The following is a 26,587-nucleotide window of genomic DNA, read 5'->3' as shown; positions in this document are numbered from 1 at the left end:
TGGGTTAGTAAAAAAATGAGACCCGCCCTTCCCCAGCTGGCTTACTTTTTCAGGGTTGAGCAGATCGGCCGCTTGACACAGAATCACCCCTCGACAGTGCACTATCGAAGGGTTTCAACAACGTGTGCTACCTTCACACCAGTTGGCGTGCGGCAGCCTCTTCAAGGATCCGGTTAACCACTTCATCAACCGTCAGGGTGGTGGATTCGATTACCACGGCATCGTCTGCCGGGCGCAATGGCGCCACCTCACGGTTCATGTCACGGTCATCCCGGGTGCGGATGTCCTCGACGAGGGTCGCGAGGGTAGCATCAAAGCCCTTTTCCTTCAACTGCTCAAAGCGCCGTCTGGCGCGCTCTTCAGCGCTGGCGGTGAGGTAAATCTTGAGGGGGGCAGAGGTAAACACCACGGTCCCCATATCGCGGCCATCCGCCACCAGCCCGGGGGGCTCGGCGAACACCCGCTGGCGGGCCAATAGCGCATCACGCACCGGCTGCAACACGGCCACCTGGCTGGCCAGCTCACCCACGCTTTCCTGGCGGATGATGTTAGACACATCCTCGCCATCCAGAATCACCGCTGTTTCGCCCTCCTGCTCAATAAATCTCACCGGCAAGGTTTTCGCCAGTTCCACCAGAGCAGGCTCATCATCCAGTGCAAGCCCTTGATTTTTCGCGTGATAACCGAGAACCCGATACAGGGCACCGGAATCCAGCAGATGCCAGCCGAGACGGATTGCAACCAATCGGGCAACGGTGCCCTTACCGGAGGAAACCGGTCCGTCGATGGTCAATACCGCTGTGGACGGAGCAGTCATTTCACCTCCAGGTTCAAGCCCGCATGGGCGGCCAGCTGGGCAAAGCCCGGGAAGCTGGTGGCCACATTGGCGCAGTCATTAATGGTAATCGGGCCAGTGGCACGCAGGGACGCCATGGCGAAGCTCATGGCAATTCGGTGGTCACCGTGGGACTGAATCTCGCCGCCGCCGAAGCTGCCGCCGCTGATGCGGATGCCGTCTTCAAACACTTCGTGATCCACGCCCAGCGCGGCCAGACCGTCCGCCATCACCTGGATGCGGTCAGATTCTTTCACCCGCAGCTCTTCGGCGCCGCGCAACACGGTATCGCCTTCGGCGCAGGCAGCGGCGATGAAGATGGCCGGGAATTCGTCAATGGCCAGGGGCACCAGCTCCTGGGGGATCTCGATACCTTTCAGGGGCGCCGCTTTGACTACCAGGTCCGCCACCGGCTCGCCGCCGGCATCTCGCTGATTTTCCAGGCGAATATCCGCCCCCATCAGCTTGAGGATGTCGATCACGCCGGTACGGGTAGGATTGATGCCCACGTGGGGTAACGTCAGCTCGCTGTCAGCGGCAATGGACGCACCGACGAGGAAGAAGGCTGCCGAGGAGATATCCGCCGGGACTTCCAGCTTGCAGGCGGCGAGTGTGCCGCCGCCGGTCAACGCACTGGTGGCTCCCTCACGGCGCACTTCGTAGCCAAAGCCACCCAGCATCCGTTCGGTATGGTCACGGGTCGGTGCCGGCTCAGTCACTGAGGTGTCGCCTTCAGCGTAGAGACCGCCCAGCAGGACGGCGGATTTCACCTGGGCAGAGGCCATCGGTAGATCGTAATGAATGCCCTTGAGCGGCTGGCCACCGCGGATACGCACTGGCGGGCGCCCTTCGTTACCGGTGGAAATTTGGGCGCCCATCTCGCGCAGGGGGCTGGCCACCCGCTCCATGGGACGCTTGGACAGGGACGCATCGCCGGTGAGCTCCACATCGAAGGCCTGCCCGGCCAGCAAGCCGGTGAGCAGGCGCATGGAGGTGCCAGAGTTGCCCATGTAGAGCGGTTTTGTCGGCGCTTTGAGGCCATGCAGGCCGACCCCGTGGATGGTCACCTGGCCATTGTGGGGGCCTTCGATGACCACACCCATATCCCGGAATGCCTGTAGCGTTGCCAGAGCGTCCTCGCCTTCCAGGAAGCCTTCTACCTGGGTCACGCCTTCGGCCAGGGAGCCAAGCATGATGGAGCGGTGGGACATGGATTTGTCGCCGGGTACCCGTACCCGGCCAGTGAGTCGGCCACCCGGGGTCACCACAAAGGTGGGGTTGGCACTCTTGCTGTGGAGGATGGTGCTGTCTGTCATGGTTGTGTCGTCACCTGAATGGTGGGCGCGGGTATAGGAGGTGCGCTCGTTCATGGCCATAAAATGGGCCCGCGCCGTATTGGCGCGGGTCATGATGCCCATCAGGGCATCGGAATCATCGTCACTCACCGCCTGGCGGAAGCGCGCGATACCGTCGCTGAACAGGTCCAGGGACTGCAGCAGCGCGGCCTTGTTCTCGCGGAAAATGTCATGCCACATCACCGGATCGGAGCTGGCGATACGGGTGAAGTCGCGAAAACCGCCGGCAGCATAGCGGAAGATCTCTGTGGAGTCGCCCTGCCGGGCCAGGGTATCCACCAGCGAAAAGGCCAGCAGATGGGGTAGATGACTGGTTTCCGCCAGTACCTGATCGTGGTAATCCGGCGCCATCTGCAGCACTTCCGCGCCCATGGCGGTCCAGATCGCCCGCACCCGGGCGGTGGCTGCCGGGTCGGTGGCCTCGGTGGGCGTCAGGATGACCCGATGATCCTGGTACAGGTCCGCATCGGCAGCACCAACGCCGCTCTTTTCCTTGCCGGCAATGGGGTGGCCAGGCACGAAGCGGGAATAATGCTCGCCCAGGGAAGCATGGGCCGCGGTGATCACATTGCCTTTGACGCTGCCGCCGTCAGTGATGATCGCCGTGCGGGACAGGCCCGGCTTCAGCGCACTCAACACCTTGCCCATGGCCGAAACGGGGGTGGAGACAAACACTAGATCAGCGCCCTTGACCGCTTCAGCCAGATCCTGGCTGCCTTCGTCGACAACACCGAGGGCGATGCCCTGCTCCAGGGTGCGGGCGGAGCGGGAACCGGCCACGATGGATCCGGCCAGGCCGTTCTTGCGAGCGGCAGCGGCAAAGGAGCCACCGATCAGGCCCAGGCCGATCACGGCAATGCGGTTGAAGAGGGGTTCAGACATGACAAGCGCCCCCGATTCGCATTGTAGGAGCACCGCTTGAGGTGCGAACCGAATCTGGTACGGAATGCCGCAAGCAGGTTCGCGTCTCAAGCGACGCTCCTACGGCGGAAAAACCGAAACGATGGAGATTACCCATCCGCCAGCACCTTCTTGAGGGCGGCCAAGAAACGCTCATTCTCGCGGCTGGTGCCCACGGTCACACGCAGGAAGTTGGGCATGCCGTAGCCGCCCAGAGGACGCACAATCACGCCTTCGCGCAACAGACCCTGGTAAACCGGCATGGCATCGCGACCACAGTCAAAGGCGATGAAGTTGGCCACCGAGGGGATCTGTTCCAGGTGCAGTTTCTGCAGGCCTTCGGCAATCTGCACCAGGCCGCTGGTGTTCTCGCTGCGGGAATTCTCGATATGGTCGTCATCGGACAGAGCCGCTTCGGCGGCCACCATGGCCGGGGTGTTGACGTTGAACGGCTGGCGTACCCGGTTCAGCACATCGGCAATTTGCGGGTTGCAGACGCCATAACCGATACGCAGGCCGGCCAGACCATGAATCTTGGAGAAGGTGCGCGTTACCACCAAATTCGGGTATTTTTGCAGGCGATCGACACCATTCGGGTAGTGGCTTTCTTCCACGTATTCAAAGTAGGCCTCGTCCAGTACCACGATCACCCGCTCCGGGATCCGCGACAGGAACTCATCCAGGGCATGGGCGTTGAACCAGGTGCCGGTGGGATTGTTCGGGTTGGCCACGAAAATTACCCGGGTGCGTTCGGTCACCGCCTCGGCCATGGCCGCTAAATCGTGACCATAGAGATTGGACGGTACCGCCACCGGCCTGGCATTGCAGGCCAAGGTCACCAACGGGTACACCGCAAAGGCGTACTCGGAGAAAATCGCTTCATCGCCGGGTTGCAGGTAAGCCCGGGCAATCAGGTCCAGCACATCGTTGGAGCCGTTACCCAGGGTCAGCTGATTAGTTTGCACGCCCAGCTTTTCCGCCAGTGCCGCCTTCAGGGAAAAACCGGCCCCATCCGGGTACAGGTGCAGCTCATGCAGATGCTTGAGAGCATGCAGAGCCTTGTGGCTGGGCCCCAGGGGGTTCTCATTGCTGGCCAGCTTGACGATATCGGTGAGGCCAAGCTCCCGTTCCAGCTCCTCGATGGGCTTGCCCGGCTCGTAGGGCTTGAGCTGCTGAGCGCCACTATTGGCGAGTTCGATGTAGTCGCAAGTCATGATGACTCCTTTGCCTGGCCCAAGCGGCACGCCTGGCGAATTCCATGGGTTCTATCTAACGCCTGGCGCTTCTGCCATCCACGGGCTTCTTCACCAAGCACGCCTCAAAACCACTGTAGGAGCCATGCTTGCATGGCGAATTACCGAAACCTTCGCCATGCAAGCATGGCTCCTATGGTCACACTATCCTGAATACGGGCTACAGCACTGCTTTGGGGTACGAGCCCAGCAGCTTGATGGTATTGCCGGCCGCTTCCAGCTTGTCCAGTACCGGCTGCAGCTTGCCATCTTCCTTGTGGCCTTCGCAGTCCACGAAGAACACATAACTCCAATTGGACGTCCGCGAGGGCCGGGATTCAAGGCGGGTCAGGTTAATGCCTTCATCGCGGAACGGTGCCAGCACCTCATAGAGCAGGCCCGGGCGGTTCTTGCCGCTGATCATCAGGCTGGTCTTGTCGTTACCGGACGGCGGCGTGTCCTGCCGGCCGATAATGATGAAACGGGTAGTGTTGTCCGGGCGGTCTTCGATATTGCGTTGCACCGCTTCCAGGCCATACAGCTCTTCCGCCATTTCCCCGGCAATGGCCAGGGCATTCCATTCGTCCTTCAGACGACGGGCAGCTTCACCGTTGGAGCTGACCGCAATGCGCTCTACCCCGGGCATGTGGGCATCCAGCCACTGGCGGCACTGGGCCAGGGTCTGCTGATGAGAATAAACCCGGGTGACCTTGTCACGACGGGTGTGCTCGCCGGCCAGCAGATGATGGTGGATGCGCAGCTCCACCTCGCCACAAATTTTCAGGCTGGAGGTCATGAAGGTATCCAGGGTGTGGTTGACCACCCCTTCGGTGGAATTCTCCACCGGCACCACGCCGTAGTGAGCAGCCCCGGCTTCCACTTCACGGAATACTTCATCAATTGCGCCCAGCGGTACGCTTTCCACCGCATGGCCAAAGTGCTTGAGGGCGGCCTGCTGGGTAAAGGTGCCTTCCGGCCCCAGGAACGCCACTTTCATGCGCTGTTCCAACGCCAGGCAGGCGCTCATGATCTCGCGGAAAAACCGCGCCATGGTTTCGCCGTCCAACGGCCCCTTGTTGCGCTCTTTTACCTGTCGCAATACCTGGGCTTCCCGTTCCGGGCGATAAAACACCGGGTTGGGGTCGGTAGCGGTCTTCACCTCGGCCACCTTGTGGGCCAGGGTGGCGCGATCGTTGAGCAGATCCTGCAGCCGCTGGTCCAGCTCGTCGATCTGCTGTCGCAGGTTGTCCAGTGATTCGGTCATGGCGGTCCCCGCTCAGCCGTTGCGTTTTTCGAAGTCCGCCATAAAGGCGATCAGCGTATCCACTGCTGCTTCCGGTACCGCATTGTAGATGCTGGCACGCATGCCGCCCACGCTGCGGTGGCCCTTCAGGTTCAACAGGCCCGCCTGGTCGGCTTCACTGAGGAACTGCTTATCCAGGTTGGCGTCGGCCAGCACAAAGGGCACATTCATCCAGCTACGGCTGATTTTTTCCACCGGGTTGCTGTAGAAGCCGCTGTTATCAATAAAACCATACAGCTTTTCGGCCTTGCGCTGGTTGGTTTCTGCCATGTTCGCCACTCCGCCCTGCTTTTTCAGCCACTGGAACACCAGGCCGGCCAGGTACCAGGAAAAGGTGGGCGGCGTATTGAACATGCTGCCGTTGTCCGCGTGGGTCTGGTAATTGAGCATGGCAGGCACATGGGCGCCGGCCTTGCCGAGCAGGTCCTTGCGGATAATCACCAGGGTCAGGCCGGCGGGGCCAATGTTCTTCTGGGCACCGGCATAGATCACCCCGAAGCGATTCACATCAATGGGGCGGGACAGAATGGTGGAGCTCATGTCTGCCACCAGCGGGGTATCACCCACGTCGGGAACAAAGCTGTATTCCAGGCCACCGATGGTTTCATTGGGGCAGTAATGCACGTAGGCCGGATTGGCCGACAACTGCCAGCTGTCCTGTGGCGGTACGGTGCTGAAGTTGGTGTCTTCACTACTGGCGGCCACGTTGATGTTGCCGTAGCGGCCGGCTTCCTTGATGGCTTTCTTGGACCATTGCCCGGTATTGATGTAATCCGCGGTTTCGCCCTCGCCCAGCAGGTTCATGGGCACCATGGCAAATTGCGTGGAGGCGCCGCCCTGCAGAAACAGCACGGCGTAATCGTCGCTGATCCCCATCAGGCTGCGCAGATCCTGCTCGGCCTTTTCGGCAATCTCCACGAACACCTTGTCCCGATGGCTCATTTCCATGATGGACAGGCCCATGCCCTGGTAATCCAGCATTTCCTGACGGGCCTGCTCCAGAACGTCCGTCGGCAACGCCGCGGGACCTGCGCAGAAGTTATAGGCGCGGGACATGCATTTTCTCCGTGACTAGATTGAAAGTACCAAACCGGTTAATCAAAGAAGCCCGGTAACACCGGGCTCGGGTTGTTGCTTACTATTGTCTTTCAAGCAGCCCGTAGGAGCGGCGCTTGAGCCGCGAATCGTACTTGGCACGGCTTGTCGCGAGCACGTTCGCGGCTCAAGCGCCGCTCCTACAGCAGCCTTTTATTCCTCGGCATCGTCGGAGGCGTCAGACTCCGGCGCTTCAGAGGTAACGTCCCCTTCCAGCACCTCGCCCTCTTCGATGTCGTCCTCGTCTCCGTCCAGGTCGGGGATGGTGGCCAGACCACACAGCTTCTCGCCGTCGCCCAGACGAATCAGACGCACACCCTGGGTGTTACGGCTGGAGATGCTGACCTGATTGACGCCGGTGCGCACCAGGGTACCTTGGTTGGAGATCAGCATGATGTCCTCTTCACCAAACACCTGGGCAGCGCCGACCAGCTCACCGTTACGCTCGTTGACCACCATGGCGATGACGCCCTGGCCACCACGACCCTTGGTCGGGTAGTCAGTCAACGGGGTGCGCTTGCCGTAGCCGTTTTCGGAGGCAGTCAGGATCTGGCCCTCTGCTTCCGGCACGATCAGGGAAATCACGTCCACGCCATCGGCCAGTTTGATGCCGCGCACACCACGGGCCAGACGGCTCATGACACGCACCTTGGACTGATGGAACCGCACGGCCTTGCCGTTGCGGGCTACCAGCATCACATCTTCGTCGCCGTGGGTAATAGCCACATTCACCAGATGCTCGCCTTCCTGCAGTTTCACGGCAATCAGGCCGGAGCTGCGCGGACGGGCAAAGTTGGCCAGGGCGGTACGCTTGACGATACCGCTGGAGGTGGCCATGAAGATAAACGGACCAGGCACGGTATCGACTACCGCTTCTGCCTCGACCTCATCACTGTCGACGGCGTCTTCGATCACCTCTTCCGCATCGATGACGTCATCTTCCTCGGTTTCCACCTCCACGCCAGCGGCTTTCTGCTGGCGTACCATTTCCGCATCAAGACGCAGGATGGCGGTAATACGCTCGTCGTTGCCCAGTGCCGGCAGCAGATTGACGATGGGCTTGCCACGGGACGCCCGGCCACCTTGCGGCAACTCGAAGGTACGCAACCAGAAGACCTTGCCAGCGTCGGTGAACAACAACAGGGTGTCGTGGGTGCCCGCCACCAGCAGGTGCTCCACGTAATCCTCGTCTTTAAGCTGGCCGGCAGACTTGCCACGGCCACCACGCTTCTGCGCCCGGTAGGTATCGATGGGCTGCATCTTGGCGTAGCCACTGTTGGACAGGGTCACTACCACGGTTTCTTCGGCGATCAGGTCTTCCATGCTCAGGTCGAGACGGGAGGTGACGATTTCGGAACGGCGCTCGTCGGCATATTCCTCACGGACCGCCTTCAGTTCATCACGGATCACTTCCATCAGACGTTCGGGGTTACCCAGAATCTTCAGCAGTTCGGCAATCTGCTCCAGCAGTTCCTGGTAATCGTTGATCAGTTTTTCCCGTTCCAGACCGGTCAGCTTCTGCAGACGCAGATCCAGAATGGCCTGGGCCTGTTCCGGGCTCAGGTAATAAAGGCCATCACGCAGACCGAACTGCTCATCGAGGCCATCCGGGCGAGCCGCGTTTTCACCACCGGCGCGCTCCAGCATTTGCAGTACATCGCCGGGGGTCCAGCCTTTGCCCAGAAGTTTTTCCTTGGCTTCCGCGCCGCTGGGGGACGCCTTGATCAGCGCAATCACCGGATCGATATTGCTCAGCGCCACCGCCAGACCTTCTAGCAAGTGGGCCTTTTCGCGAGCCTTGCGCAGTTCGAACACGGTACGGCGAGTCACCACTTCACGGCGGTGACGAATAAAGGCATCCAGCAGCTCACGCAAGTTGAGGGTCTTGGGCTGACCATCGACCAGAGCTACGGTGTTTATACCAAACACCGACTCCATCTGGGTCTGCTGATATAGATTATTGAGCACCACCTCGGCGTTCTCGCCGCGACGCAGCTCGATCACAATGCGCATGCCCTCTTTGTCGGACTCATCGCGCAGCTCGGTGATACCTTCAATCTTCTTGTCTTTCACCAGCTCGGCGATCTTCTCGATCAACCGCGCCTTGTTCACCTGGTAGGGAATCTCGTGGACGATAATGGCTTCTTTGCCACTTTTGTCGGTCGGCTCAATCTCGGCACGGGCACGCATATAGACGCGGCCACGGCCGGTACGGTAGGCCTGCACGATCCCGGCGCGACCGTTAATGATGCCGGCGGTGGGGAAATCCGGGCCCTTGATGTATTCCATCAGGTCGTCCGGCGTCAGGCTGTCGTCGTCGATCAGCGCCAGACAGCCGTCTACCACTTCGCCCAGGTTATGCGGCGGAATATTGGTGGCCATACCCACGGCGATACCGGAGGAGCCATTCACCAGCAGGTTGGGCACCCGGGTGGGCATCACATCGGGAATCTTTTCCGTGCCGTCGTAGTTGTCGACGAAATCCACGGTTTCCTTGTCCAGATCGGCCAGCAGCTCGTGAGCGATCTTGGCCATGCGCACTTCGGTGTAACGCATGGCGGCTGCGGAATCCCCGTCGATGGAACCGAAGTTACCCTGACCATCCACCAGCATGTAGCGCAGGGAAAACGGCTGCGCCATCCGCACGATGGTGTCGTAAACGGCGGAGTCACCATGGGGGTGGTACTTACCGATAACGTCACCGACCACACGGGCGGACTTCTTGTAGGCCTTGTTCCAGTCGTTATTCAGCTCGTGCATGGCGAACAGTACGCGGCGATGCACCGGCTTGAGGCCGTCGCGCACATCCGGCAGAGCCCGCCCCACGATCACGCTCATGGCGTAATCCAGGTACGACTGTTTGAGTTCGTCTTCGATGTTGACCGGGGTAACTTCTCTGGCGAGATCCGTCATAGCGATCCTTACTTTCCACAAGTATCGGGAAAGCCCCTGCGGCTTTCCCAAGCCGGCCCCTGATCAGGGCCGATTTCACAGCGTGCCGATGGCACCCTGTGCAGTCTGTTCTTATGACAGCCCGCTCGCTGCCAACAGCGGCGGACCGGGCGTACATTCCTGCTCCTGGCACGAAGCCCGGAAAAGCCCCGGATGATAGCACAACCGGGCGGCTTCGGCGCCATAGTCCGCCGCCATTGATACGCAGGGGTGTAAACGAGGGCAAGAGCGCCACTGACACGCTATACTGCGGCCTCAATTTGAGGGCAAGCCCCTCTCGCAGGCTGCCAAGATATCAAGGAGTTGTGCATGAGCGACAATCAGGCCGACCTGATCGTCCACGCCCGCTGGATTGCCCCGGTCGCGCAGGACAAGGCGCCCAATGCCGAGGTACTGGAACACCATGCCCTGGTCGTCCGTGATGGCCAGATTGTCGACGTGCTGCCCGGTGCCCTGGCCGATGAAAAATGGCAGGCCGATACGGTCACCCGGCTGGACAGCCACCTGCTGATTCCCGGCCTGATCAATGCCCATACCCACGCTGCCATGAACCTGCTGCGCGGGATTGCCGATGACCTGCCGTTGATGACCTGGCTGGAAAAGCATATCTGGCCGGCGGAAGGCCAGTTTGTCAGCGAGCAGTTCGTGTTCGACGGCACCCGGCTGGCGGCGGCGGAGATGATCCGCTCCGGCACCACCTGCTTTGCCGACCAGTACTTCTTCCCGGCCAGCGCCGCCCGCGCCACCGTGGAAGCCGGCCTGCGCGCCAGCCTGTTCTGTCCGATCCTGGATTTTCCAACCCCCATGGGCGCCGGGCCGGAGGACTACCTGCGCCTGGCCACCGATGCCATGGACGAGTGGCGCCATGATCCGCGCATTCAGATCGGTTTCGGGCCACACGCGCCTTATACCGTGTCCGATGGCCCGCTGCAGAAGGTGCTGACTCTGGCCGAGGAACTGGACGTGCCGATGATGATGCACGTGCACGAAACCGCCGGAGAGATCCAGATGGCGGTGGGCAACACCGGTGAGCGGCCACTCACTCGCCTGAAAAACCTGGGCCTGCTCTCGCCGCGTCTGCTGGCAGTGCACATGACCCAGCTCACCGAGGACGAAATTGCGCTGGTGGCCGAAACTGGCACCCAGGTCGTGCACTGCCCGGAATCCAATCTGAAGCTGGCCAGCGGCTTTGCACCGGTGGAAAAACTGCGCAAGGCCGGGGTCAACGTGGCCCTGGGCACCGACGGTGCCGCCAGCAACAACGATCTGGACATGATCGGCGAGGCCCGCATGGCCGCCTTCCTGGGCAAGGGAGTCAGCCTCCAGGCCGATGCCCTGCCCGCCGCCGACATACTGCAGATGGCCACCCTGAACGGCGCCCGCGCCCTGGGCCGGGACGACCAGATCGGTTCACTGGAAATTGGCAAACAGGCGGATATGGTAGCGGTAGATCTGAACCGTCTGGAGACCCAGCCGGTCTATGATCCGGTGGCGCAATTGATCTATGCCGCCAGCCGCGACCAGGTGACGCATACCTGGGTGGGTGGGCGCTGCCTGATGGACAACCGCACACTCACCACCCTCAACGAAGCCGTGATCCTCAAGAATGCCCAGCAGTGGCAGGAAAAAATTGCCGGAGCCGACCGTGACTGAACAACAACCGCAGATTCCCAATGTAGACGCTGGCGAAATCGCCAAATTCAATGCCCTGGCGGAACAGTGGTGGGACCCCAATTCCGAGTTTCGCCCGCTGCACGACATTAACCCGCTGCGTCTGAACTACATCGACGAGCGCGTCAGCCTGCCCGGCAAGAAAGTCATCGACATCGGCTGCGGCGGCGGCCTGCTGTCCGAAGGCATGGCCCGGCGTGGCGCAGAGGTCACCGGCATCGACATGGGTGAAGCGCCGCTGTCGGTGGCACGTATCCACGCGGAGAAAGCCGGCGTGGCGGTGGAATACCGGCAGATTCCGGCGGAGCAAATCGCCGAGGAGCGGCCCGCGCAGTATGACGTGGTCACCTGCCTGGAAATGCTCGAGCACGTGCCCGACCCCTCCTCCGTGATTCGGGCCTGTGCCACCTTGGTGAAACCCGGCGGGCAGATATTCTTCAGCACCATCAACCGCAATCCCAAGGCCTTTCTGTTTGCCATCGTCGGTGCCGAATATGTGTTGCGCCTACTGCCGCGGGGCACCCACGAATACGCCAAGCTGATCAAGCCCTCGGAACTGGCCGGCTGGGCCCGGGACGCGGGGCTGGAAGTAAAAGACACCACCGGCATGGTCTACAACCCGCTGACCCAGGTTTACAAGCTGAACCGGGATGTGTCGGTGAACTACCTGATGCACGCCGTCAAAGGCGAATAACTTTTCCCTGTAGGAGCGCCGCTTGAAGCGCGAAAAAACAGTTTCGAGGTACGAGTAACGAGCTGCGAAAGGCACAACCGGTTTTGCTTTTTCGCAAATCGAACCTCGTTACTCGCTTCGCTCGTTTCGCGCCTCAAGCGGCGCTCCTGCAGCGGCGTTGTAGAGAGACTATATGGAAAAGCTTGAAGCCGTTTATTTCGACCTGGACGGCACCCTGATTGATACCGCTCCGGATTTTTATACGGTGCTCAATACCCTGCTGAAACAACATGGGCGGCCGGAAGTCAGCTATTCCGCAGTGCGCGCCAATGTCTCCAACGGTGCCCGCGCGCTCACCGAGCTTGGTTTTGGCGCAGGGCCGGAGGATACCGAATTTCCGCCGCTACTGGATGAACTTCTGAACGCCTACGAGCAGCATCTGGCTGTGGATACCTGCCTGTTTCCCGGCATGGCAGAGACGCTGGACTGGCTGGATGTCAATGGTCTGCCCTGGGGCATCGTCACTAACAAGCCGTCACGGTTCACCGGGCCGGTGCTGGCGGGCCTGCATCTAGACCAGCGCGTCAGCGCGGCAATCTGCCCGGACCATGTAAAACAGCGCAAGCCGGACCCGGAAGGGTTGCTGATGGCGGCTCGCCAGGACGGCGTAACCCCGGCCCACTGCCTCTACGTGGGCGACCATCTGCGTGATATCCAGGCTGGCCAGAATGCCGGTATGGCCACCGCCGTGGCGGCCTTCGGTTATATCGACGCGGATGATGACCCCCACGACTGGCAGGCCGATTATTATCTGGAACAGGGCAGCGATCTGTTGCCTCTGCTGCAAACGATGAACACAAGGAGTACCGCATGAGCGAATTATCATCCGTGAATGCACAAGCACTGGCTTACCAATGCCCCGCCGATGCTTTCAAGGATCGCATTATCCTTGTCACCGGCGCGGGCGCCGGCATCGGCCGCAGCGCCGCCCTGACCCTGGCTCGCCACGGCTCCACCGTGATCCTGCTGGGACGCACCCCGGAAAAGCTGGAAAAGGTCTACGACGAGATCAAGGCCGCTGGCGGCCCGGAGCCAGCCCTGGCACCGGTGAATCTGGCGGTGGCCCGCCCGGAAGACTTCCAGGAACTGGCCGGCCTGTTCGACAAGGAATTCGGACGCCTGGACGGCATCCTGCATAACGCCTCCGTGCTCGGCGACATCACTCCGCTGGAGCGCTACGGTGTCGGCACCTGGGACTCGGTCATGCAGGTAAACGTGAACAGCGCCTTCTACCTGACCCAGGCCATGCTGCCGCTATTGCGTGCCAGCGACGATGCTCGCCTGCTGTTCACCTCCTCCAGTGTTGGTCGCAAGGGCCGCGCCTTCTGGGGTGCTTATGCCGTCTCCAAGGCCGCCACCGAAAACCTGGCACAGGTGCTGGCCGAAGAGCTGGAGAACACCAGCAACATTCGCGTCAACACCCTCAACCCCGGCGGCACCCGCACCGACATGCGCGCGCTGGCCTACCCCGGCGAGGACCCGCAGACACTGAAAACCCCGGACGAGATCATGGCCCCCTACCTGTTCCTGCTCGGCCCGGACAGCCGCGATGTGAACGGGGAATCCATCGACGCGCAGCCTAAGTAAAAACTCTGAGTTGAAAGTTAAAAGTTCAAAGTTGAAAAGGCGCGATCACGTTTGGACCGTCTCTGTCCGGTCCAGTGCCAGCGGCCAAATGCAGCGCGGGCACTGGACTGAAATGAACCCCCGGCCCTGCCCGCGTTTCAACTTTAAACTTTGAACTTTCAACTCGCTCCACCATTGACCCTTTCGACGGGGATTGCCGTAACGCGGTCACCCCCTGCGCCAAAGCTCTCCCTTATCCTGCCAGCGCGTGATAAATGTATTATCTATAACAAGAATGCGGCATCAGGGAGATCACCATGCGCACCCCCATTACCCTTTTCTTTCTAGTCAGTCTGCTGTGTTCATCACTGAGCGCGGCCAACCTGACACAAGCTCAAAAGCAGCAACTCCAGGCACTACTGCCCGGCATCACATTGAATGACTCCACCCTCGAAAAGCTCGAGGATGTGTTTTACACCAGAGAGATGCCGGTTCGCAGCCGACTTAAAGCCATCAGCCAGATGGTGGGACTGGATCAGATGCCCGCCGGCAGCACCCTCAAACGGACCATCTGCATCTGGGATATCGGCGGGCGTAACGGCGTGGTATTCAATGCGGCTATGGAGCAACGGGCGCTGGCCCTGGAATACGGCATCAACCTGGATCTGGTGCCTTACACCAACGAAACCGTCATGGTGGATGAGCTCAAGGCCGGCCGTTGCGATGCTGCCCTGATGAGCGGATTGCGTGCTCGCCAGTTCAATCTTTACAGCGGCAGTGTGGATGCCATTGGCGCAGTGCCGTCCCAGAAGCATATGCAAACCTTACTTAAAGTGATGGCTCATCCGAAACAGGCTGGTCACATGGTACAGGGGGATTATGTGGTGATGGGCATCTACCCGGCGGGTGCCGCACATATTTTTGTTAACGACCGAAGCATCAGCTCCCTGGCCAAGGCTGCCGGCAAACGGGTTGCCGTTCTCGATTATGATGAAACCCAGGCAGAAATGGTGGCGGCCATCGGTGCTACCCCCGTTACCACCGATATCGTCAGCGCTCCCAACAAGTTCAACAACGGCCAGATCGATATTCTGCCCGCCCCCCTGGTCGCCTATGAGCTTCTCGAACTATATAAAGGCATGAGCCCGGATGGTGGGGTGGTCGACTACCCGTTAACACAACTGTCCATGCAGTTGATCGGTCGCCTGGACAAGTTTCCCAATGAAGTGGCGCAATTGATTCGTGAGGCCTCCTTTGAAGCCTACCCAGACGTGATAAAGCGCATTGAAGTGGAAACACGCCGAGTGCCTGAGCGCTGGATGATCGCCATTCCTGACAAGGACAAGCGGGAATACGAAGTGATGATGCAGGATGCCCGCGATGCACTGCGTGCGCAGAAATACTACAGCAGCGACATGCTGGATCTGCAACGCAAAATACGCTGCAAATTCGACCCCACCCGCTCCGAATGCAGCATCACTTGAGCAGACGTTAAGGCGTGTAGTACGCGGCGCCGCCTGGCGCCGCGTACAATTGTCATACAGGCGGTAAAACTTCCCTTCTCTTCCCCATGATATAAGCATGACAACGAATGAATAAGGAAGCGTCATGGGGAATTATCGCACCCTATTTACCAGCCTTCTCGGCTCGGCCCTGCTGTCTCTGGCTTGCACCAGTCAGGCTCTGACACTGACTCCCAAGCAGGAAAAACACCTGGCGGAAGCGCGTGAGGAAATGGGCTTGGGCCCGGACGATATGCTCAAGCGTCATATCTGTTTGTGGGATCTGTCCGGTCGCTCCGGCCCCATTTTCAACGGCGCCACCAACCTCCGCCTGGATTTGCTGCGCTATAAAATTGATATCAGCCTGGAGGCCTTTACCAACGAAGGCGCCATGGTCGCATCATTGAAAAACGGTCAATGCGATGCTGCCCTGATGAGCGGTTTTCGCGCCCGCCAGTTCGTCCGTTTCAGCGGTACTATCGATGCTATCGGCGCCCTGCCGTCGCTGAAGCACATGGATATGCTGATGCGATCCATCGCCCTGCCTCAGCTCAGCGAAAACATGGTCAGCAACAAATATCAGACTCTGGCAGTTACCCCCGCCGGCGCCGCCTATTTATTTGTTAATGACAAGAGACTGAATTCACTGGAGCGCGTCGCAGGAAAAAAAATTGCCGTACTGGATTTCGATCCCGGCCAATCGAAGATGGTTGCCCAGATTGGTGCCACCCCGGTGGCTACTACCCTTGCCACGGCGCCCAATCAGTTCAACAACGGCAGCGTGGATGTACTGCCCGCACCTCTCGTTGCTTATCAGGTATTGGAACTTTACAAGGGCATGGAACCCGACGGCGGCATCGTTGATTACCCCATTGTTCAGCTCACCGCCCAGTTGATTGGTCAAACTGATCGTTTTCCTCCCGCATTCGCGGCAGTGATCCGGGAAGTGGCAGCAGACAGTTTTTCGTCTATCCAGAATGCCCTGGAAAAAGAAGCGGGACAGATCCCTGCAACCTGGTGGATTGACGTGGATCACCATGAAAAACAGGAATACGACAGCATGATGCGCGCTGCGCGTTTGAAACTGCGCGAAACCGGCTATTACGACGCCACCATGTTGAAAATCATGAAACGTATTCGTTGCAATGTGGATCCTCAGCGACCCGAATGCAGCCAGGATACGGAATAAAGCTGATGCGGTGACGTCATCGTTGGCATCGCGGCCAGCCACCCCGGCTGGCCAGCCAGCGACTCGTCAGTCACGACTGTCACAATGGGCGTTCAACCTGAAGCGACGACTTCCGGTTCAAACAATAAAATGCCCATGGAGGCTTGCGTGACTTTTTTTCGCCAACTGCTCATTCTCCCCCTGCTGCTCGGCGCCCTCATCGCCCACGCAGACAACCAACTAAATCTGACGCCGACACAACAGGCCGAGCTGGAAAAGTTTGCCCCCGGCGTATCGCTTACCCCCGAGCTCGCAGAGAAACTGCGCGCCATTGCCTACGATCAGAGTCGCAGTCTCGACGACCGCATCGACGCGATGCAGAAAGTGGCCGGCTTCAGCATGGGCGAACCCCTGAAACGACGCATCTGTATCTGGGATATTGCCGGTCGTGCCGGGCCCATCTACAAGGCAGCCGAAGATCAGCGCACCCGCCTGCTGGAATATGGCGTAGAGCTTGATATTCAAGCCTACACCAGCGAAAGCGTGGTGGTGGAAGACCTGAAGGCTGGCGTCTGCGATGCAGCCCTGATCACTGGCCTGCGCGGTCGCCTTTTCAACAAGTACACCGGCACAATTGATTCCATCGGCGGCGTGCCCAGCGACGAGCACATGAAAATCCTGCTGCAGGTCATGGCCAGCCCCAAGTCTGCCGACAAGATGGTGAGTGGCGAGTATGTCATTCTCGGCCTGGCCTCTGCCGGCGGCGCCTATGTGTTCGTCAACGACAGAGCGATCAACACCCTGGCCAATGCGGCCGGCAAACGGGTAGCGGTACTCGACTATGACCCAACCCAGGCGGAAATGGTCTCGCAGATCGGCGCCACCCCTGTCGCCTCTGATATCGTCTCTGCTCCCAACAAGTTCAACAACGGCGTCGTCGATGTACTGGCAGCCCCGCTGGTGGCCTACGAGGTGCTGGAACTCTACAAGGGCATGTCACCGGATGGCGGCATCATCGACTACCCGCTGGCGCAGATCACCATGCAACTGATCGGTCGCAAGGATAAATTCCCCAACGAGGTGGCACAGCTGGTTCGCGAGGAGTTTTTCAACAGCTATCACCTGATCAAGGAACGACTGGACCAGGAAGCTGCCAAGGTACCGGACCGCTGGTGGATCGAAATCCCGGATGCGGACAAGCGCGAGTACGAAACCATGATGCAGGAAGCTCGCCTGACCTTGCGCGAAAAAGGCTACTACGATGGCGACATGCTGACCCTGCAACGCAAGATTCGCTGCAAACTCAATCCGTCGAAAGGGGAATGTGCGGATCCGGTGGAGTGAAAAGCAGCTACGAGCTATAAGCTTCTAGCTGCGACGCGGCAGGGTCTTGCAAAGCACGCAGCTCCCTGCCCGCGGTTTTTCCACGAAGTTACTTGTAGGCGGTCCAGTAAAGGCTGTAGGAGCCCATGCTTGCATGGCGAACCGAGCGTAGCGAGCGAGGCGGCAAAGGAGAAACCTAGCCGCCGTTCTTTCTGGAAAGACCTGTCGAACACTCAAATGTCTGATCGCCCTGCGGTCGATTTCCACGCAAGCGCGATTCGCGGCTCAAGCGCCGCTCCTACAGCGGCTTCGTAGAAATGACGAAGCACGAGGAACATTCCAACCTTTGCCTACCCTACCAGTGCAGCTTCTAGCTAGCTGCTTTTAGTGCAAAAAACCGCCTGGCATATCATCAATCGCGCCAAACATATCCACGCGGTTATCACTGAACATATCCATTTCTGGTGCCAGCACCTGCACATAACGATCAAAGTAGAGGAACTGCTTGAGTAGCAGGGCGAATTCGCGAGGGAAACGAATGCCGTGGCCCTCACCGATTTTCACCAGATCCATCAGCAAGCGGTTAACTTCCTTGTCGTTTCGGTCGGCCTGCACCAGAGCAGACGGATCAACCTGGCCAAGCGCCCCTTGCAGGCTTTCGATATCCCGCGCCAGAGCAGCCACATCCACTTCTTCCCGGGTCATGCCAATGATCGCCATGGCCTCCGCCATCTGGCGAACATCACCACGTCCGATGGCATCAAAGAATTTGGCCATGCCATCCCATGCCTCACGGCGGATCCGGCCGACAATACCAAAGTCGATGAACCCCACTCGACCGTCTTCCAGTAACATCAAATTGCCAGCATGCACATCCGCATGGAAGAAATCGCACAGCATCAGGCTCGAGAACCAGGTATTCAGTGCCGAGATCAGGGTTTGCGCCGGATCATCCGTATATTGTTTGAGCACATTCATGTCAGTGAGGGGCACCCCGAAGAAGCGCTCCATGGTCAGCACCTTGCCGGTGGTGTGGGACATGACCGGATCCGGCGCCACCGCAGAGGTGTTGCCGGTGTTTTGCAGGAAAGCATTGAAAGCCTGGAGATTGTGCGCCTCCTTGATGAAGTCACACTCTTCCAGCATGCCGGCCTGCAATTCCTCAATCACACCGGAGATGGCAGAGCGCGACAGACCCGGCGCCAGCCGCTCGGTAACCCGGGCAGCAAAGTAGAGAAAATTGAAATCCGTCAACAGCACATTACGGACACCGGGCCGCTGAACCTTGATCACCACGTCCTGGCCGTTTTTGAGCTTCGCCGCATGAACCTGTGCAATAGACGCACTGGCCAATGGTTTGGGGTCAACCGACTGATAGAGAGACTCCAGCGATCCACCCAGCTCTTTCTCGATGGTTTCGCGAATATAATGAAACGGCAGTGCCGGGGTGCGATCCAGACAGCGCTGGAATTCCTCGACATACTCTTCCGGGAAAATAGACGGCGAACTGGCAATAAACTGCCCAAGTTTGATGTAGGTGGTGCCCAGCGATTCAAAGGTAGTACGCAGCAAAGCCGGTACTGGCGGGCGATCGCCGAGCATCCAGTTGAGCCCCTGGCGCCCCACCACCCCAATCGTCTCCAGTACCCGCAAGCCGCCACGGGCCGTGTTCATGGCCAGAGAAATGCCGCTTCTCTCGCCAGCCAGCCAGGCCTTCATGTCTTTGATGTCAGTATGATCGGTCATAATAAAGTCTTACTTTCCTGGTGGGTGCGCTGCACAACGTAACGTATTCCATCATAAAGCAAATTTATTGTTTGTAATTGCTTGCAGGCTTTTTTGTAATTGCCGCTTGTGCCAATAGACGGACTTTCGTACCTTTGAATCCGCTAATCCGAGAAAAATAACAAGGAGCTATAGAATGGGTTCTCTGACCTTGACAAAAATGCTACGACATTCCCGTCTGGCCCTGGTAGGGGGCGCCATCCTGGCTCTGCAAGGCTGTGGCGTCATCTACAAGACAACCGGGGACGTGCTGATCAGCTTCGGCCGCTCCGAGATGCTTCCCTACATGCTCACGTTTGACGATGTTCGCATGGCCTGTGTCACCGGCGAAGCCCAGACCCCGCTGCTGATGGCCTTTGAACGCGTCGGCTCTCATCCCGAGAAGCTGGGTGCCATGGTCTTCACCACGGCCGCCACCTGTGCCGAACAGATCGCCATCGATGCCGAGTTACGCTACATGCGTGCTGTGAAAGATGGCAACGTGAACGAAGCTCAGGATGCTCGCATCGAGCAGAAGCGCTGGTCTGCCGTCGCAGCGCAGCGACAGTATACCGCCTACCAGAACATGCTCACCGCCTTTGGTGAACAGAAAGAAGGCGAATGCCCCAAGCTGAAAACCGATTTCGACGAGCTGGTGTGGATGGTCGGCAACATCTCCGGTGTCCAGGCCCTGCTCAATGATGGCGCATCCGATGGCGCTGTAGGTGTGCCACGCGATCTGGCCGCCAAGGTAGAGCGCAACATGAAGTGCCTGGAGAACGACAAATGGTGGGGTGTGCCACGCGGTGCCCGTGCTGCTGTCTGGAACCTGTTGCCAATGCTGGCTCCGCCAAATGCCGAGCCATGGAAAGAACTGGAAGCATCCGCCAAGGCTGGCTTTGACGGTGGCGTTCGCCTGGGCAGTGCCCTGTACGCCATGAGCGCCTTCAGCAAGGGTGATGACGAACGTATGCGCAAGGCCATTCGTGACTTTGCCGCCAACGACCAAAACCTGGATCCGGAATACGCCATGATGGATGCCATTGCCGGCTTCATCGTTACTGGCATCTCCGACCGGGAATGGACAGAAAATACCGGTAAGCGCACCCCCATTGGTGGTCTCGGTACTTTCTGGGATGACGCCGCCAAGTCTGGACCGGCGATCAATATTGACGATTTGCTGTAAGCCTGTTTGCGGCCCCGCTTGGGGCCGCTTTGAATTAGATTAAGAAGTAACCAGGAGACATGCCATGCGCTATTTTAAGGCGTTTACCACTGCAGCCACTGCTGCACTTGCATTGACATTCAGCCCCGCCCAGGCCGCTGAAGAGCGCACCATGTGTGTTTTTGACATCATCGGCGCCAACGGTGACATCTATAACATCATGAAGGACTACAAGACCGCAGCCCTTGGTTGGGGTGTTGATCTGGAGCTGAAGCCATACACTGACGAGAAAATCGCCTCCGAGGATCTGAAAGCCGGCCAGTGTGATGCTGCCGTGCTGACCGGTATCCGTGGCCGCCAATTCAATAACTACACCGGCAGCCTGGACTCCATCGGTGCCATCCCCTCCTATGATGCCATGCGCACCGTGATAACCGTGCTGGCCAGCGGCAACCCGTCTATCAACGAGAAACTGGTTTCCGGTCCATACGAAGTGGGTGGCATTGCTCCCATGGGTGCCGCATACCTGTTTGTGAAAGATCGCACCATCGACACGGTGAGCGAACTGTCAGGCAAATCCATCGCCGTACTGGAATACGACAGTGCCCAGGCCAGCATGGCCTCCCGCGTTGGCATGTCTCCTGTAATGTCTGATATCACCAACTTCTCCGGCCGTTTCAACAACGGCTCTGTGGACATCTGCTTTGCCCCCATTGCGGCCTACTCCGCGCTGGAATTGTACAAGGGCATGCAGCCGGACGGCGGCATGATCGACTACGTGCTTGGCCAGCTGACCGCCCAGGTGATCCTGAAGAAAGACCGGTTCCCGGACGGCTTTGCAAACAGCTCCCGTAAGTACATGCTCGGCCAGTTCGACCGCGCCATGACCGTTATTGAGAACGCCAACAACGAAGTCGACAAGAAGTGGTGGATTCGCATCCCCGAGGCCGACAAGCTGCGTTATGACGAAATGATGCGCGAAGCTCGTATTGCACTGACCAATGATGGCGTTTACAGCAAGGACATGATGTCCCTGCTGCGCAAGGTGCGCTGCAAGGAAGAGCCTTCCCGCGCGGAATGCGTTAATCCGGTCGAGTAAGCAGCCTATAAAGATTCAAGCGGGGTCTCGCGGCCCCGTTTTCCCTAGCAACCTACTTCTGTCACCCGGCCTGCGTCTGCCGGGTAGTCAAGGTGTTTACACTGTCCTGGAATGCGGCAAAAGGCTTTGAGGGCCCATGGGTTGCCTCTTCCCCCAATCCAAGACGGTATAACAATAACCGGGTGCACAATGGACAAACCTTCTTCTATGAAAGTGGCGAACCGTTCCGTCGGTGAATGGTTGTCATCGCTACCAACCCTGATTCTCCTGTTGCTGACGGTATTTCTCGCGTCAGGGGAAGTCATTCACTCTCAATTGCTGAAAATTGGTGAAAATACCTGGGAAGGCTACTTCCAGTTACGGGGTGCTGGCATTCTCCAGGAGCCGACCTGTAATCCAGACGCCAATATTGATGAACAGCTGGAAAAAGCCATCATCAGAAAGAAACAACAGATGGCAGATGACCCTCTTGCCGGCATGTTCGGCACCGAGGTCAATGAAGACGCCCTGCGTACTTCGCTGGAATCCTCGCAGCAGATTTGCCGCGAGAAATGGGCCACCTACACCATGGTGCAGGAGAAAGTGACCCCTGGGGTCATTGCATTCCGGACCCTGGAAGGCGGTGTGGCCAAGATCGTGACCACGCTAGGCCACTACAAGCGACTGCTGCTCTGTATTCTGGTGATTATCTGTGCTGCCACAGCCACCCTGACACGTCACCATATTTCCCTGCGTCCGGCACAGACCCGCAAGGACCATTTCGTTTCCAGTCTTGGCCAGCTTTCCGCCAATGTGATGTTGCTGATGTCTGCCTGGATTTACCGTGGCGAAGAAGTCAGCGCCATGGCCGACGGGGTTCAGGTCAACCACTTCTATCTTCACCAGTTCTGGATCGCCGGTTTCGCGTTGCTGTCCCTGGCCGCGCTCTGGCAGTTGGTCAAGCCCCCCAAGGATCTGGAAGAAGGCGGTAGCTGGGGCAAAGCCCTGCTGACCATTCCGCTGTACAGCTTCATGTGTATCACCGCAGGCATCCAGTTCGTCAGCCAGGGCTATTACCACGGTATCAGTGTCTACCTGGGCATGATGATGGAACTGTCCACCCTGTTCCTGAGCCTGGCTCTGTACATCTGGATCGGTATGATGCTGCGCCAGACCAAGATGGCCCATCTGGTGTTTGATGTACTACGTCCGTGGAAAATGTCCCCGGAACTGATGTGCTTTGTGGTACTCGCCGTTACTGCGATTCCTACCGCCTTTACCGGCGCCTCCGGTATCTTCGTTATTGCTGCCGGTGCCACTATCTACAACGAGCTGATCCGTGCCGGCGCCCGCAAGCAGCTGGCTCTTGCTGCCACTGCCATGTCAGGTTCCATGGGTGTGGTACTGCGTCCCTGTCTGCTGGTGGTCATCATTGCCGCCCTGAACAACTCCGTAACCACGGACGAACTGTTCACCTCAGGCTTGAAGATCTTCGGCCTGTCGCTGCTGCTGTTCTTCATCTACAGCCAGTTTGCGCGGACCGAAGCGGCCCGAATTGCCCCCTTCTCCGAAGCCGTGCCGGCCAGCATCAAGCGCCTGGTTCCACTGCTGCCCTATGTGATCATCATGGGTACGGTGCTGGTGTTCTTCCGGGACCTGCTGGATACCGAGCTTAACGAAAACTATGCACCAATCATCCTGCCGGTAATGCTGCTTTCCATTCTCATCTACGAGAAATTGAGCACTAAATCCCTGCATTTGTTTACTGTGGTACTGGTTCCTCTCCTGGCGTACTCCATGTACAACCTGGTAGGCATCAATGCGATGCTGGAAGCTGGCAATATTCCCACCGGCACCTCCGCCGAGGATCTGGAGTCCCTGTTCTGGGGGCTGTTGTGGCGCAACCTGTTCCTCGGGGGTGCGGTATTGCTGCAGTACTTCATTAAAAAGCCGCATATCGACACCCATTACGAACCGGAGAAAGGGGTTGGCGAAAAACTGGAGACCTCTCTGCGTTTTGCCACCAACGAGACCACCGGCCATATTGGTGCCCTGCTGATGCTGATGGCACTGTCCGTAAGCGTAGGCGGCATCATTGAGCGCTCCGGTGTCATGGAGAACCTGCCGGAAACCTTCGCCAACGTCTGGCTCGCCATGACCCTGCTGGTAGTGACCATGGTGATCATCGGCATGATCATGGACCCCTACGGGGCGGTGATCCTGGTGAATGCCACCATTGCACAGATAGCCTTCGACAACGGCATTGCGCCGCTGCACTTCTGGATGATTACCCTGGTAGCCTTTGAGCTGGGTTATCTGTCACCACCGGTGGCACTCAACCACTTGCTGACGAGACAGGTAGTCGGCGAAGCCGAGGTAGAATCGGCCAAGCTGAAGGAAGGCAGCTTCTTCCGTCGCTATGAGAAGTTCCTGCTTCCCATCGCGGTGATGCTGACAGCGCTGCTGCTGGTATCTTATCTACCGTTGATGTCCGATTCGGTGCATGAGTACATGTTCCAGAAGATCGAGATTGGCGGCTAAATTCCGCGCTGATCTCAACCCACCAAAGAAGGAGCCTCAGGGCTCCTTCTTTTTTGTCTGGCATTCGGCCGACAATCCAACACTCAAGTAGCAGCCTGATTCGATACCAGTTTCCTATCGTCGGCGGATAGCTGATACTGTAAAGTATCCACACAAATCAGGGAGATGGCTGATGAGTAAAACGCAGGAGACCCGCACTCCACGGGAAACCGAACCCTTGCCGAAAACGGTTAAACCCGCCCTGCTGTTCCTGCTGTTCCTGGCAGGGGTAGTCGCCACCATGGCGATTGCCGCCTATGCCGTCGACAGAATGATTTACGGATAAATCCTATGGCAACGGCAATGGACAATCGTCGCTTCCCCCGCACCTCACGTGAAGAAAACCTGGCGCTAACCCTGCTACCCAGCCAGTCAGGCTCTCTGGATCCCGCTGATCGTCTGTATCTGACCACACACGATGTCTCTCTAGCGGGCATCAGCATTGAGCTGCCGGCGCCGATCAAGCCCAATACCGATGTGGAGCTGTGGGTGGCCCTGCTCGAAGAGCACGGCACTTACCATCTCTACGGCACTGTCGCCTGGTGTGCGGCTCCGGAAGGCCAGCTCCTGGCGGGTATAGCTCTGGATCTGGAACGAGCGGATGGTCGACTGTGGGCTGCCCACTTCGATGACGACGGTTTCTTCAGTGACTGAATCGCTGTTTCAGCGCGGCAGTCAATACCAGCAGTTTCGCCCCAACTACCCTCCTTCCCTTTTCCAATGGCTGAGCAGTCAGAGTGCTGGCCATGATCGTGCCCTGGATTTGGGCTGTGGCAGCGGACAAGCCAGCCGGGCCCTGGAGCCCTGGTTCCGTCAGGTGCTAGGTGCAGACATCAGCCATGAACAGTTGCTGGCAGCCCCTGCCTCGCGAAGCCACTATCTGTGCAGCATGGCCCATCGATTACCGCTGGCAGACGCCAGTCTGGACCTGATTAGCGTCGCCCAGGCTTACCACTGGTTTGATCAAGCTGCCTTTCAGGCTGAAGCGGAACGCACCCTGCGCCCCAACGGCTTGCTGGCATTGATCAGTTACGGGATCTGTGAGGTGACAGGACTGGAAGGCATGATCCGGGACTTTCACGACGGCCCGCTAGCGCCCTGGTGGCCCCCTGAAAGGGCCCAGGTGATCGCCGGCTACCCGGACGCCGATCTGCCCTGGCCGGCACTGCCCTACCCTGGTGACACCATCAGCCTTAGCTGGTCCGCCACCGACATGCTCGGCTATCTGGACACCTGGTCCGCTCTGGTTCAGGCCGCCCGAGCCGGGGAGAACCCGCTGGACGACTTCGCACCAAGGCTAAGACAAGCCTGGGGGAATACACAGCGCACGGTTCGATGGCCATTGCGGGTGCGTGCCTGGCGCAAACAGTGAACAGTCTCAGGCTGCAATCAGAAACAACGCTATCCAGTCTGTTTTACCAAAAAAAGCCGCGCCCACTGAATGGGCGCGGCCTTTTTCCTTGCAGATCAAACACCGCCAACTCGCGACGCTGTTAACTATTCACTATTAATTGTTAACGACTTAGCTGCTTCCGGAAAATGTTCGCCCAGCAGGCCAGCCAGCCGATCCAGTCGTTTGCGGCGGCGGGCCAGGCCGAAGACGTTGAGCAGTCGGGTTGCCCAGGTGAAGGCAGTCGCCAGGGTGTCGCCACCGCGGCGGGGGATCACGTGCACATGAACGTGGGGCACGTGCTGGTTGGCTTCGCGGCCATCATTGACCACCACGTTATGAGCCCTCACCGCCAATCCGGCCTTTTTCTGGGCCATGATGGTACGGCGCGCCAGGTCCATCAGGTGATGCGTCAAGGAGCTATCCAGTTGTTCCAGCAGGGGCGCATGGGTCTTTGGAATCACCAGGCAATGGGCTTCGCGGATCGGAAACAGATCCAGAATGACCATGGCCCGCTCATCCTCGTACACCACGCTGGCGGGCAGTTTGCCGTCGCGGATCTGGCAGAAAATGCAGTCGCTCATTGTTCAGCGACTCCAACGCTGTGCTTGCGACGTTGACGCCATAACTCCAGCGCCGCCACGATCAGGGCCACCACCAGCATGGCCAACAGTGGACCACCGGCACGCCACAGGCTCACATCTTCCTGGGCCAGTCCGTCGAACAGCGTCACCACCCAGGCCGGCGCCCATTCATCATGCTGCGGTGATACCGACCAGGGGGTCAGTAGCAGCGCTGTCAGCAGGATACGCAACGGTACCTTGGCCCAGACGGCCAGCGGCCGGGTCAGCCACCACCAGACGAAGAGCACGCCCACACAGCCCAACAAGTACGCCAACCAGCCCCACATATACGCTTGTGTTGTCACAATGACTCCCATCCGGTTCAGGTATCAGAGATAAAGCAGGCCACACT

General features: G+C 58.9%; 22 protein-coding genes. 13 read left to right on the top strand and 9 right to left on the bottom strand.

What is annotated here, in order from left to right; genetic code table 11:
- Positions 1 to 133 precede the first annotated feature (133 nt).
- The 6 genes from cmk to gyrA all read right to left on the bottom strand — a co-directional run bounded on the left by cmk (position 134) and on the right by gyrA (position 9,633).
- Positions 134 to 817, bottom strand: coding sequence for a (d)CMP kinase (gene cmk, locus T9A_RS07545; protein ID WP_035246554.1), 684 nt, complete (start codon positions 815 to 817; stop codon positions 134 to 136).
- Positions 814 to 3,072 (bottom strand): bifunctional prephenate dehydrogenase/3-phosphoshikimate 1-carboxyvinyltransferase, encoded by a 2,259-nt coding sequence (locus T9A_RS07540; protein ID WP_035246551.1) that lies wholly within the window; start codon positions 3,070 to 3,072, stop codon positions 814 to 816. Before T9A_RS07540 ends, cmk begins: the two co-directional genes overlap by 4 nt.
- A gap of 128 nt (positions 3,073 to 3,200) precedes the next feature.
- Complete coding sequence (hisC, locus tag T9A_RS07535; protein WP_035246549.1) at positions 3,201 to 4,304, bottom strand: histidinol-phosphate transaminase; 1,104 nt, start codon at positions 4,302 to 4,304, stop codon at positions 3,201 to 3,203.
- A gap of 199 nt (positions 4,305 to 4,503) precedes the next feature.
- Entirely contained in the window at positions 4,504 to 5,586 is a 1,083-nt protein-coding gene (pheA, locus tag T9A_RS07530) for a prephenate dehydratase (protein WP_035246547.1), read from the bottom strand.
- Positions 5,587 to 5,598: 12 nt separating this feature from the next.
- Positions 5,599 to 6,681, bottom strand: coding sequence for a 3-phosphoserine/phosphohydroxythreonine transaminase (gene serC, locus T9A_RS07525; protein ID WP_035246544.1), 1,083 nt, complete (start codon positions 6,679 to 6,681; stop codon positions 5,599 to 5,601).
- Positions 6,682 to 6,873: 192 nt separating this feature from the next.
- A complete protein-coding gene (gyrA, locus tag T9A_RS07520; RefSeq protein WP_035246542.1) occupies positions 6,874 to 9,633 on the bottom strand; it encodes a DNA gyrase subunit A in 2,760 nt (919 codons plus the stop codon).
- 348 nt (positions 9,634 to 9,981) lie between these two features.
- Between gyrA and T9A_RS07515 the strand changes: the two genes are divergently transcribed.
- The 7 genes from T9A_RS07515 to T9A_RS07485 all read left to right on the top strand — a co-directional run bounded on the left by T9A_RS07515 (position 9,982) and on the right by T9A_RS07485 (position 17,656).
- Positions 9,982 to 11,325, top strand: coding sequence for a TRZ/ATZ family hydrolase (locus T9A_RS07515; protein ID WP_035246539.1), 1,344 nt, complete (start codon positions 9,982 to 9,984; stop codon positions 11,323 to 11,325).
- Positions 11,279 to 12,037, top strand: a complete 759-nt coding sequence (gene ubiG, locus T9A_RS07510) for a bifunctional 2-polyprenyl-6-hydroxyphenol methylase/3-demethylubiquinol 3-O-methyltransferase UbiG (protein ID WP_232222034.1) — start codon at positions 11,279 to 11,281, stop codon at positions 12,035 to 12,037. Before T9A_RS07515 ends, ubiG begins: the two co-directional genes overlap by 47 nt.
- 172 nt (positions 12,038 to 12,209) lie before the next feature.
- Positions 12,210 to 12,890 (top strand): HAD-IA family hydrolase, encoded by a 681-nt coding sequence (locus T9A_RS07505; RefSeq protein WP_035246537.1) that lies wholly within the window; start codon positions 12,210 to 12,212, stop codon positions 12,888 to 12,890.
- Entirely contained in the window at positions 12,887 to 13,663 is a 777-nt protein-coding gene (locus T9A_RS07500; protein ID WP_035246535.1) for a YciK family oxidoreductase, read from the top strand. Before T9A_RS07505 ends, T9A_RS07500 begins: the two co-directional genes overlap by 4 nt.
- 296 nt (positions 13,664 to 13,959) lie before the next feature.
- The gene (locus T9A_RS07495; RefSeq protein ID WP_035246532.1) at positions 13,960 to 15,126 is read left to right on the top strand and encodes a putative solute-binding protein; all 1,167 of its coding nucleotides are present in this window, start codon (positions 13,960 to 13,962) and stop codon (positions 15,124 to 15,126) included.
- 124 nt (positions 15,127 to 15,250) lie between these two features.
- Complete coding sequence (locus T9A_RS07490; protein WP_035246529.1) at positions 15,251 to 16,333, top strand: putative solute-binding protein; 1,083 nt, start codon at positions 15,251 to 15,253, stop codon at positions 16,331 to 16,333.
- 129 nt (positions 16,334 to 16,462) lie between these two features.
- A complete protein-coding gene (locus T9A_RS07485) occupies positions 16,463 to 17,656 on the top strand; it encodes a putative solute-binding protein (protein WP_084573429.1) in 1,194 nt (397 codons plus the stop codon).
- A gap of 363 nt (positions 17,657 to 18,019) precedes the next feature.
- On the opposite strand, the gene T9A_RS07480 is transcribed toward T9A_RS07485, so the two are convergent.
- Positions 18,020 to 19,381, bottom strand: coding sequence for an ABC1 kinase family protein (locus T9A_RS07480; RefSeq protein WP_084573428.1), 1,362 nt, complete (start codon positions 19,379 to 19,381; stop codon positions 18,020 to 18,022).
- Between the two features lie 175 nt (positions 19,382 to 19,556).
- On the opposite strand from T9A_RS07480, the gene T9A_RS07475 reads away from it, so the two are divergent.
- The 6 genes from T9A_RS07475 to T9A_RS07455 all read left to right on the top strand — a co-directional run bounded on the left by T9A_RS07475 (position 19,557) and on the right by T9A_RS07455 (position 25,594).
- Positions 19,557 to 20,585: a hypothetical protein gene (locus T9A_RS07475; protein ID WP_052042609.1), complete on the top strand. Its 1,029-nt coding sequence runs from the start codon at positions 19,557 to 19,559 to the stop codon at positions 20,583 to 20,585.
- Positions 20,586 to 20,649: 64 nt separating this feature from the next.
- A complete protein-coding gene (locus T9A_RS07470) occupies positions 20,650 to 21,663 on the top strand; it encodes a putative solute-binding protein (protein WP_035246526.1) in 1,014 nt (337 codons plus the stop codon).
- Between the two features lie 189 nt (positions 21,664 to 21,852).
- Entirely contained in the window at positions 21,853 to 24,183 is a 2,331-nt protein-coding gene (locus tag T9A_RS07465; protein ID WP_035246523.1) for a TRAP transporter large permease subunit, read from the top strand.
- Positions 24,184 to 24,355: 172 nt separating this feature from the next.
- The gene (locus T9A_RS17055) at positions 24,356 to 24,508 is read left to right on the top strand and encodes a hypothetical protein (protein WP_156964860.1); all 153 of its coding nucleotides are present in this window, start codon (positions 24,356 to 24,358) and stop codon (positions 24,506 to 24,508) included.
- A gap of 5 nt (positions 24,509 to 24,513) precedes the next feature.
- Positions 24,514 to 24,876 carry a PilZ domain-containing protein gene (locus tag T9A_RS07460; protein WP_035246521.1) on the top strand — a complete coding sequence of 121 codons (363 nt, stop codon included), beginning with the start codon at positions 24,514 to 24,516 and terminating at the stop codon, positions 24,874 to 24,876.
- Positions 24,869 to 25,594 carry a class I SAM-dependent methyltransferase gene (locus T9A_RS07455; protein ID WP_035246517.1) on the top strand — a complete coding sequence of 242 codons (726 nt, stop codon included), beginning with the start codon at positions 24,869 to 24,871 and terminating at the stop codon, positions 25,592 to 25,594. Before T9A_RS07460 ends, T9A_RS07455 begins: the two co-directional genes overlap by 8 nt.
- 125 nt (positions 25,595 to 25,719) lie before the next feature.
- Here T9A_RS07455 and T9A_RS07450 read toward each other — a convergent pair whose 3' ends face one another.
- Complete coding sequence (locus T9A_RS07450; protein WP_035246515.1) at positions 25,720 to 26,196, bottom strand: HIT family protein; 477 nt, start codon at positions 26,194 to 26,196, stop codon at positions 25,720 to 25,722.
- Positions 26,193 to 26,540, bottom strand: a complete 348-nt coding sequence (locus T9A_RS07445) for a hypothetical protein (RefSeq protein WP_232222033.1) — start codon at positions 26,538 to 26,540, stop codon at positions 26,193 to 26,195. The genes T9A_RS07450 and T9A_RS07445 overlap by 4 nt, the downstream gene beginning before the upstream one ends.
- Positions 26,541 to 26,587 lie beyond the last annotated feature (47 nt).

It is taken from the genome of Alcanivorax jadensis T9 (assembly GCF_000756655.1).
In the GTDB taxonomy this organism is placed as follows: domain Bacteria; phylum Pseudomonadota; class Gammaproteobacteria; order Pseudomonadales; family Alcanivoracaceae; genus Alcanivorax; species Alcanivorax jadensis.
Note: the sequence above shows the minus strand (reverse complement) of the source record. Positions and strands in the feature narration are given on the sequence as shown.

Bases quoted from the DNA above. Each gene is read 5' to 3' on its own strand.
- T9A_RS07480 (WP_084573428.1), bottom strand. From the start codon at position 19,381: ATGACCGATCATACTGACATCAAAGACATGAAGGCCTGGCTGGCTGGC.
- T9A_RS17055 (WP_156964860.1), top strand. From the start codon at position 24,356: ATGAGTAAAACGCAGGAGACCCGCACTCCACGGGAAACCGAACCCTTG.
- cmk (WP_035246554.1), bottom strand. From the start codon at position 817: ATGACTGCTCCGTCCACAGCGGTATTGACCATCGACGGACCGGTTTCC.
- T9A_RS07470 (WP_035246526.1), top strand. From the start codon at position 20,650: ATGCGCTATTTTAAGGCGTTTACCACTGCAGCCACTGCTGCACTTGCA.
- hisC (WP_035246549.1), bottom strand. From the start codon at position 4,304: ATGACTTGCGACTACATCGAACTCGCCAATAGTGGCGCTCAGCAGCTC.
- T9A_RS07540 (WP_035246551.1), bottom strand. From the start codon at position 3,072: ATGTCTGAACCCCTCTTCAACCGCATTGCCGTGATCGGCCTGGGCCTG.
- serC (WP_035246544.1), bottom strand. From the start codon at position 6,681: ATGTCCCGCGCCTATAACTTCTGCGCAGGTCCCGCGGCGTTGCCGACG.
- T9A_RS07450 (WP_035246515.1), bottom strand. From the start codon at position 26,196: ATGAGCGACTGCATTTTCTGCCAGATCCGCGACGGCAAACTGCCCGCC.
- T9A_RS07465 (WP_035246523.1), top strand. From the start codon at position 21,853: ATGGACAAACCTTCTTCTATGAAAGTGGCGAACCGTTCCGTCGGTGAA.
- pheA (WP_035246547.1), bottom strand. From the start codon at position 5,586: ATGACCGAATCACTGGACAACCTGCGACAGCAGATCGACGAGCTGGAC.
- T9A_RS07495 (WP_035246532.1), top strand. From the start codon at position 13,960: ATGCGCACCCCCATTACCCTTTTCTTTCTAGTCAGTCTGCTGTGTTCA.
- gyrA (WP_035246542.1), bottom strand. From the start codon at position 9,633: ATGACGGATCTCGCCAGAGAAGTTACCCCGGTCAACATCGAAGACGAA.
- T9A_RS07460 (WP_035246521.1), top strand. From the start codon at position 24,514: ATGGCAACGGCAATGGACAATCGTCGCTTCCCCCGCACCTCACGTGAA.
- T9A_RS07500 (WP_035246535.1), top strand. From the start codon at position 12,887: ATGAGCGAATTATCATCCGTGAATGCACAAGCACTGGCTTACCAATGC.
- ubiG (WP_232222034.1), top strand. From the start codon at position 11,279: ATGCCCAGCAGTGGCAGGAAAAAATTGCCGGAGCCGACCGTGACTGAA.
- T9A_RS07505 (WP_035246537.1), top strand. From the start codon at position 12,210: ATGGAAAAGCTTGAAGCCGTTTATTTCGACCTGGACGGCACCCTGATT.
- T9A_RS07485 (WP_084573429.1), top strand. From the start codon at position 16,463: ATGCCCATGGAGGCTTGCGTGACTTTTTTTCGCCAACTGCTCATTCTC.
- T9A_RS07475 (WP_052042609.1), top strand. From the start codon at position 19,557: ATGGGTTCTCTGACCTTGACAAAAATGCTACGACATTCCCGTCTGGCC.
- T9A_RS07490 (WP_035246529.1), top strand. From the start codon at position 15,251: ATGGGGAATTATCGCACCCTATTTACCAGCCTTCTCGGCTCGGCCCTG.
- T9A_RS07515 (WP_035246539.1), top strand. From the start codon at position 9,982: ATGAGCGACAATCAGGCCGACCTGATCGTCCACGCCCGCTGGATTGCC.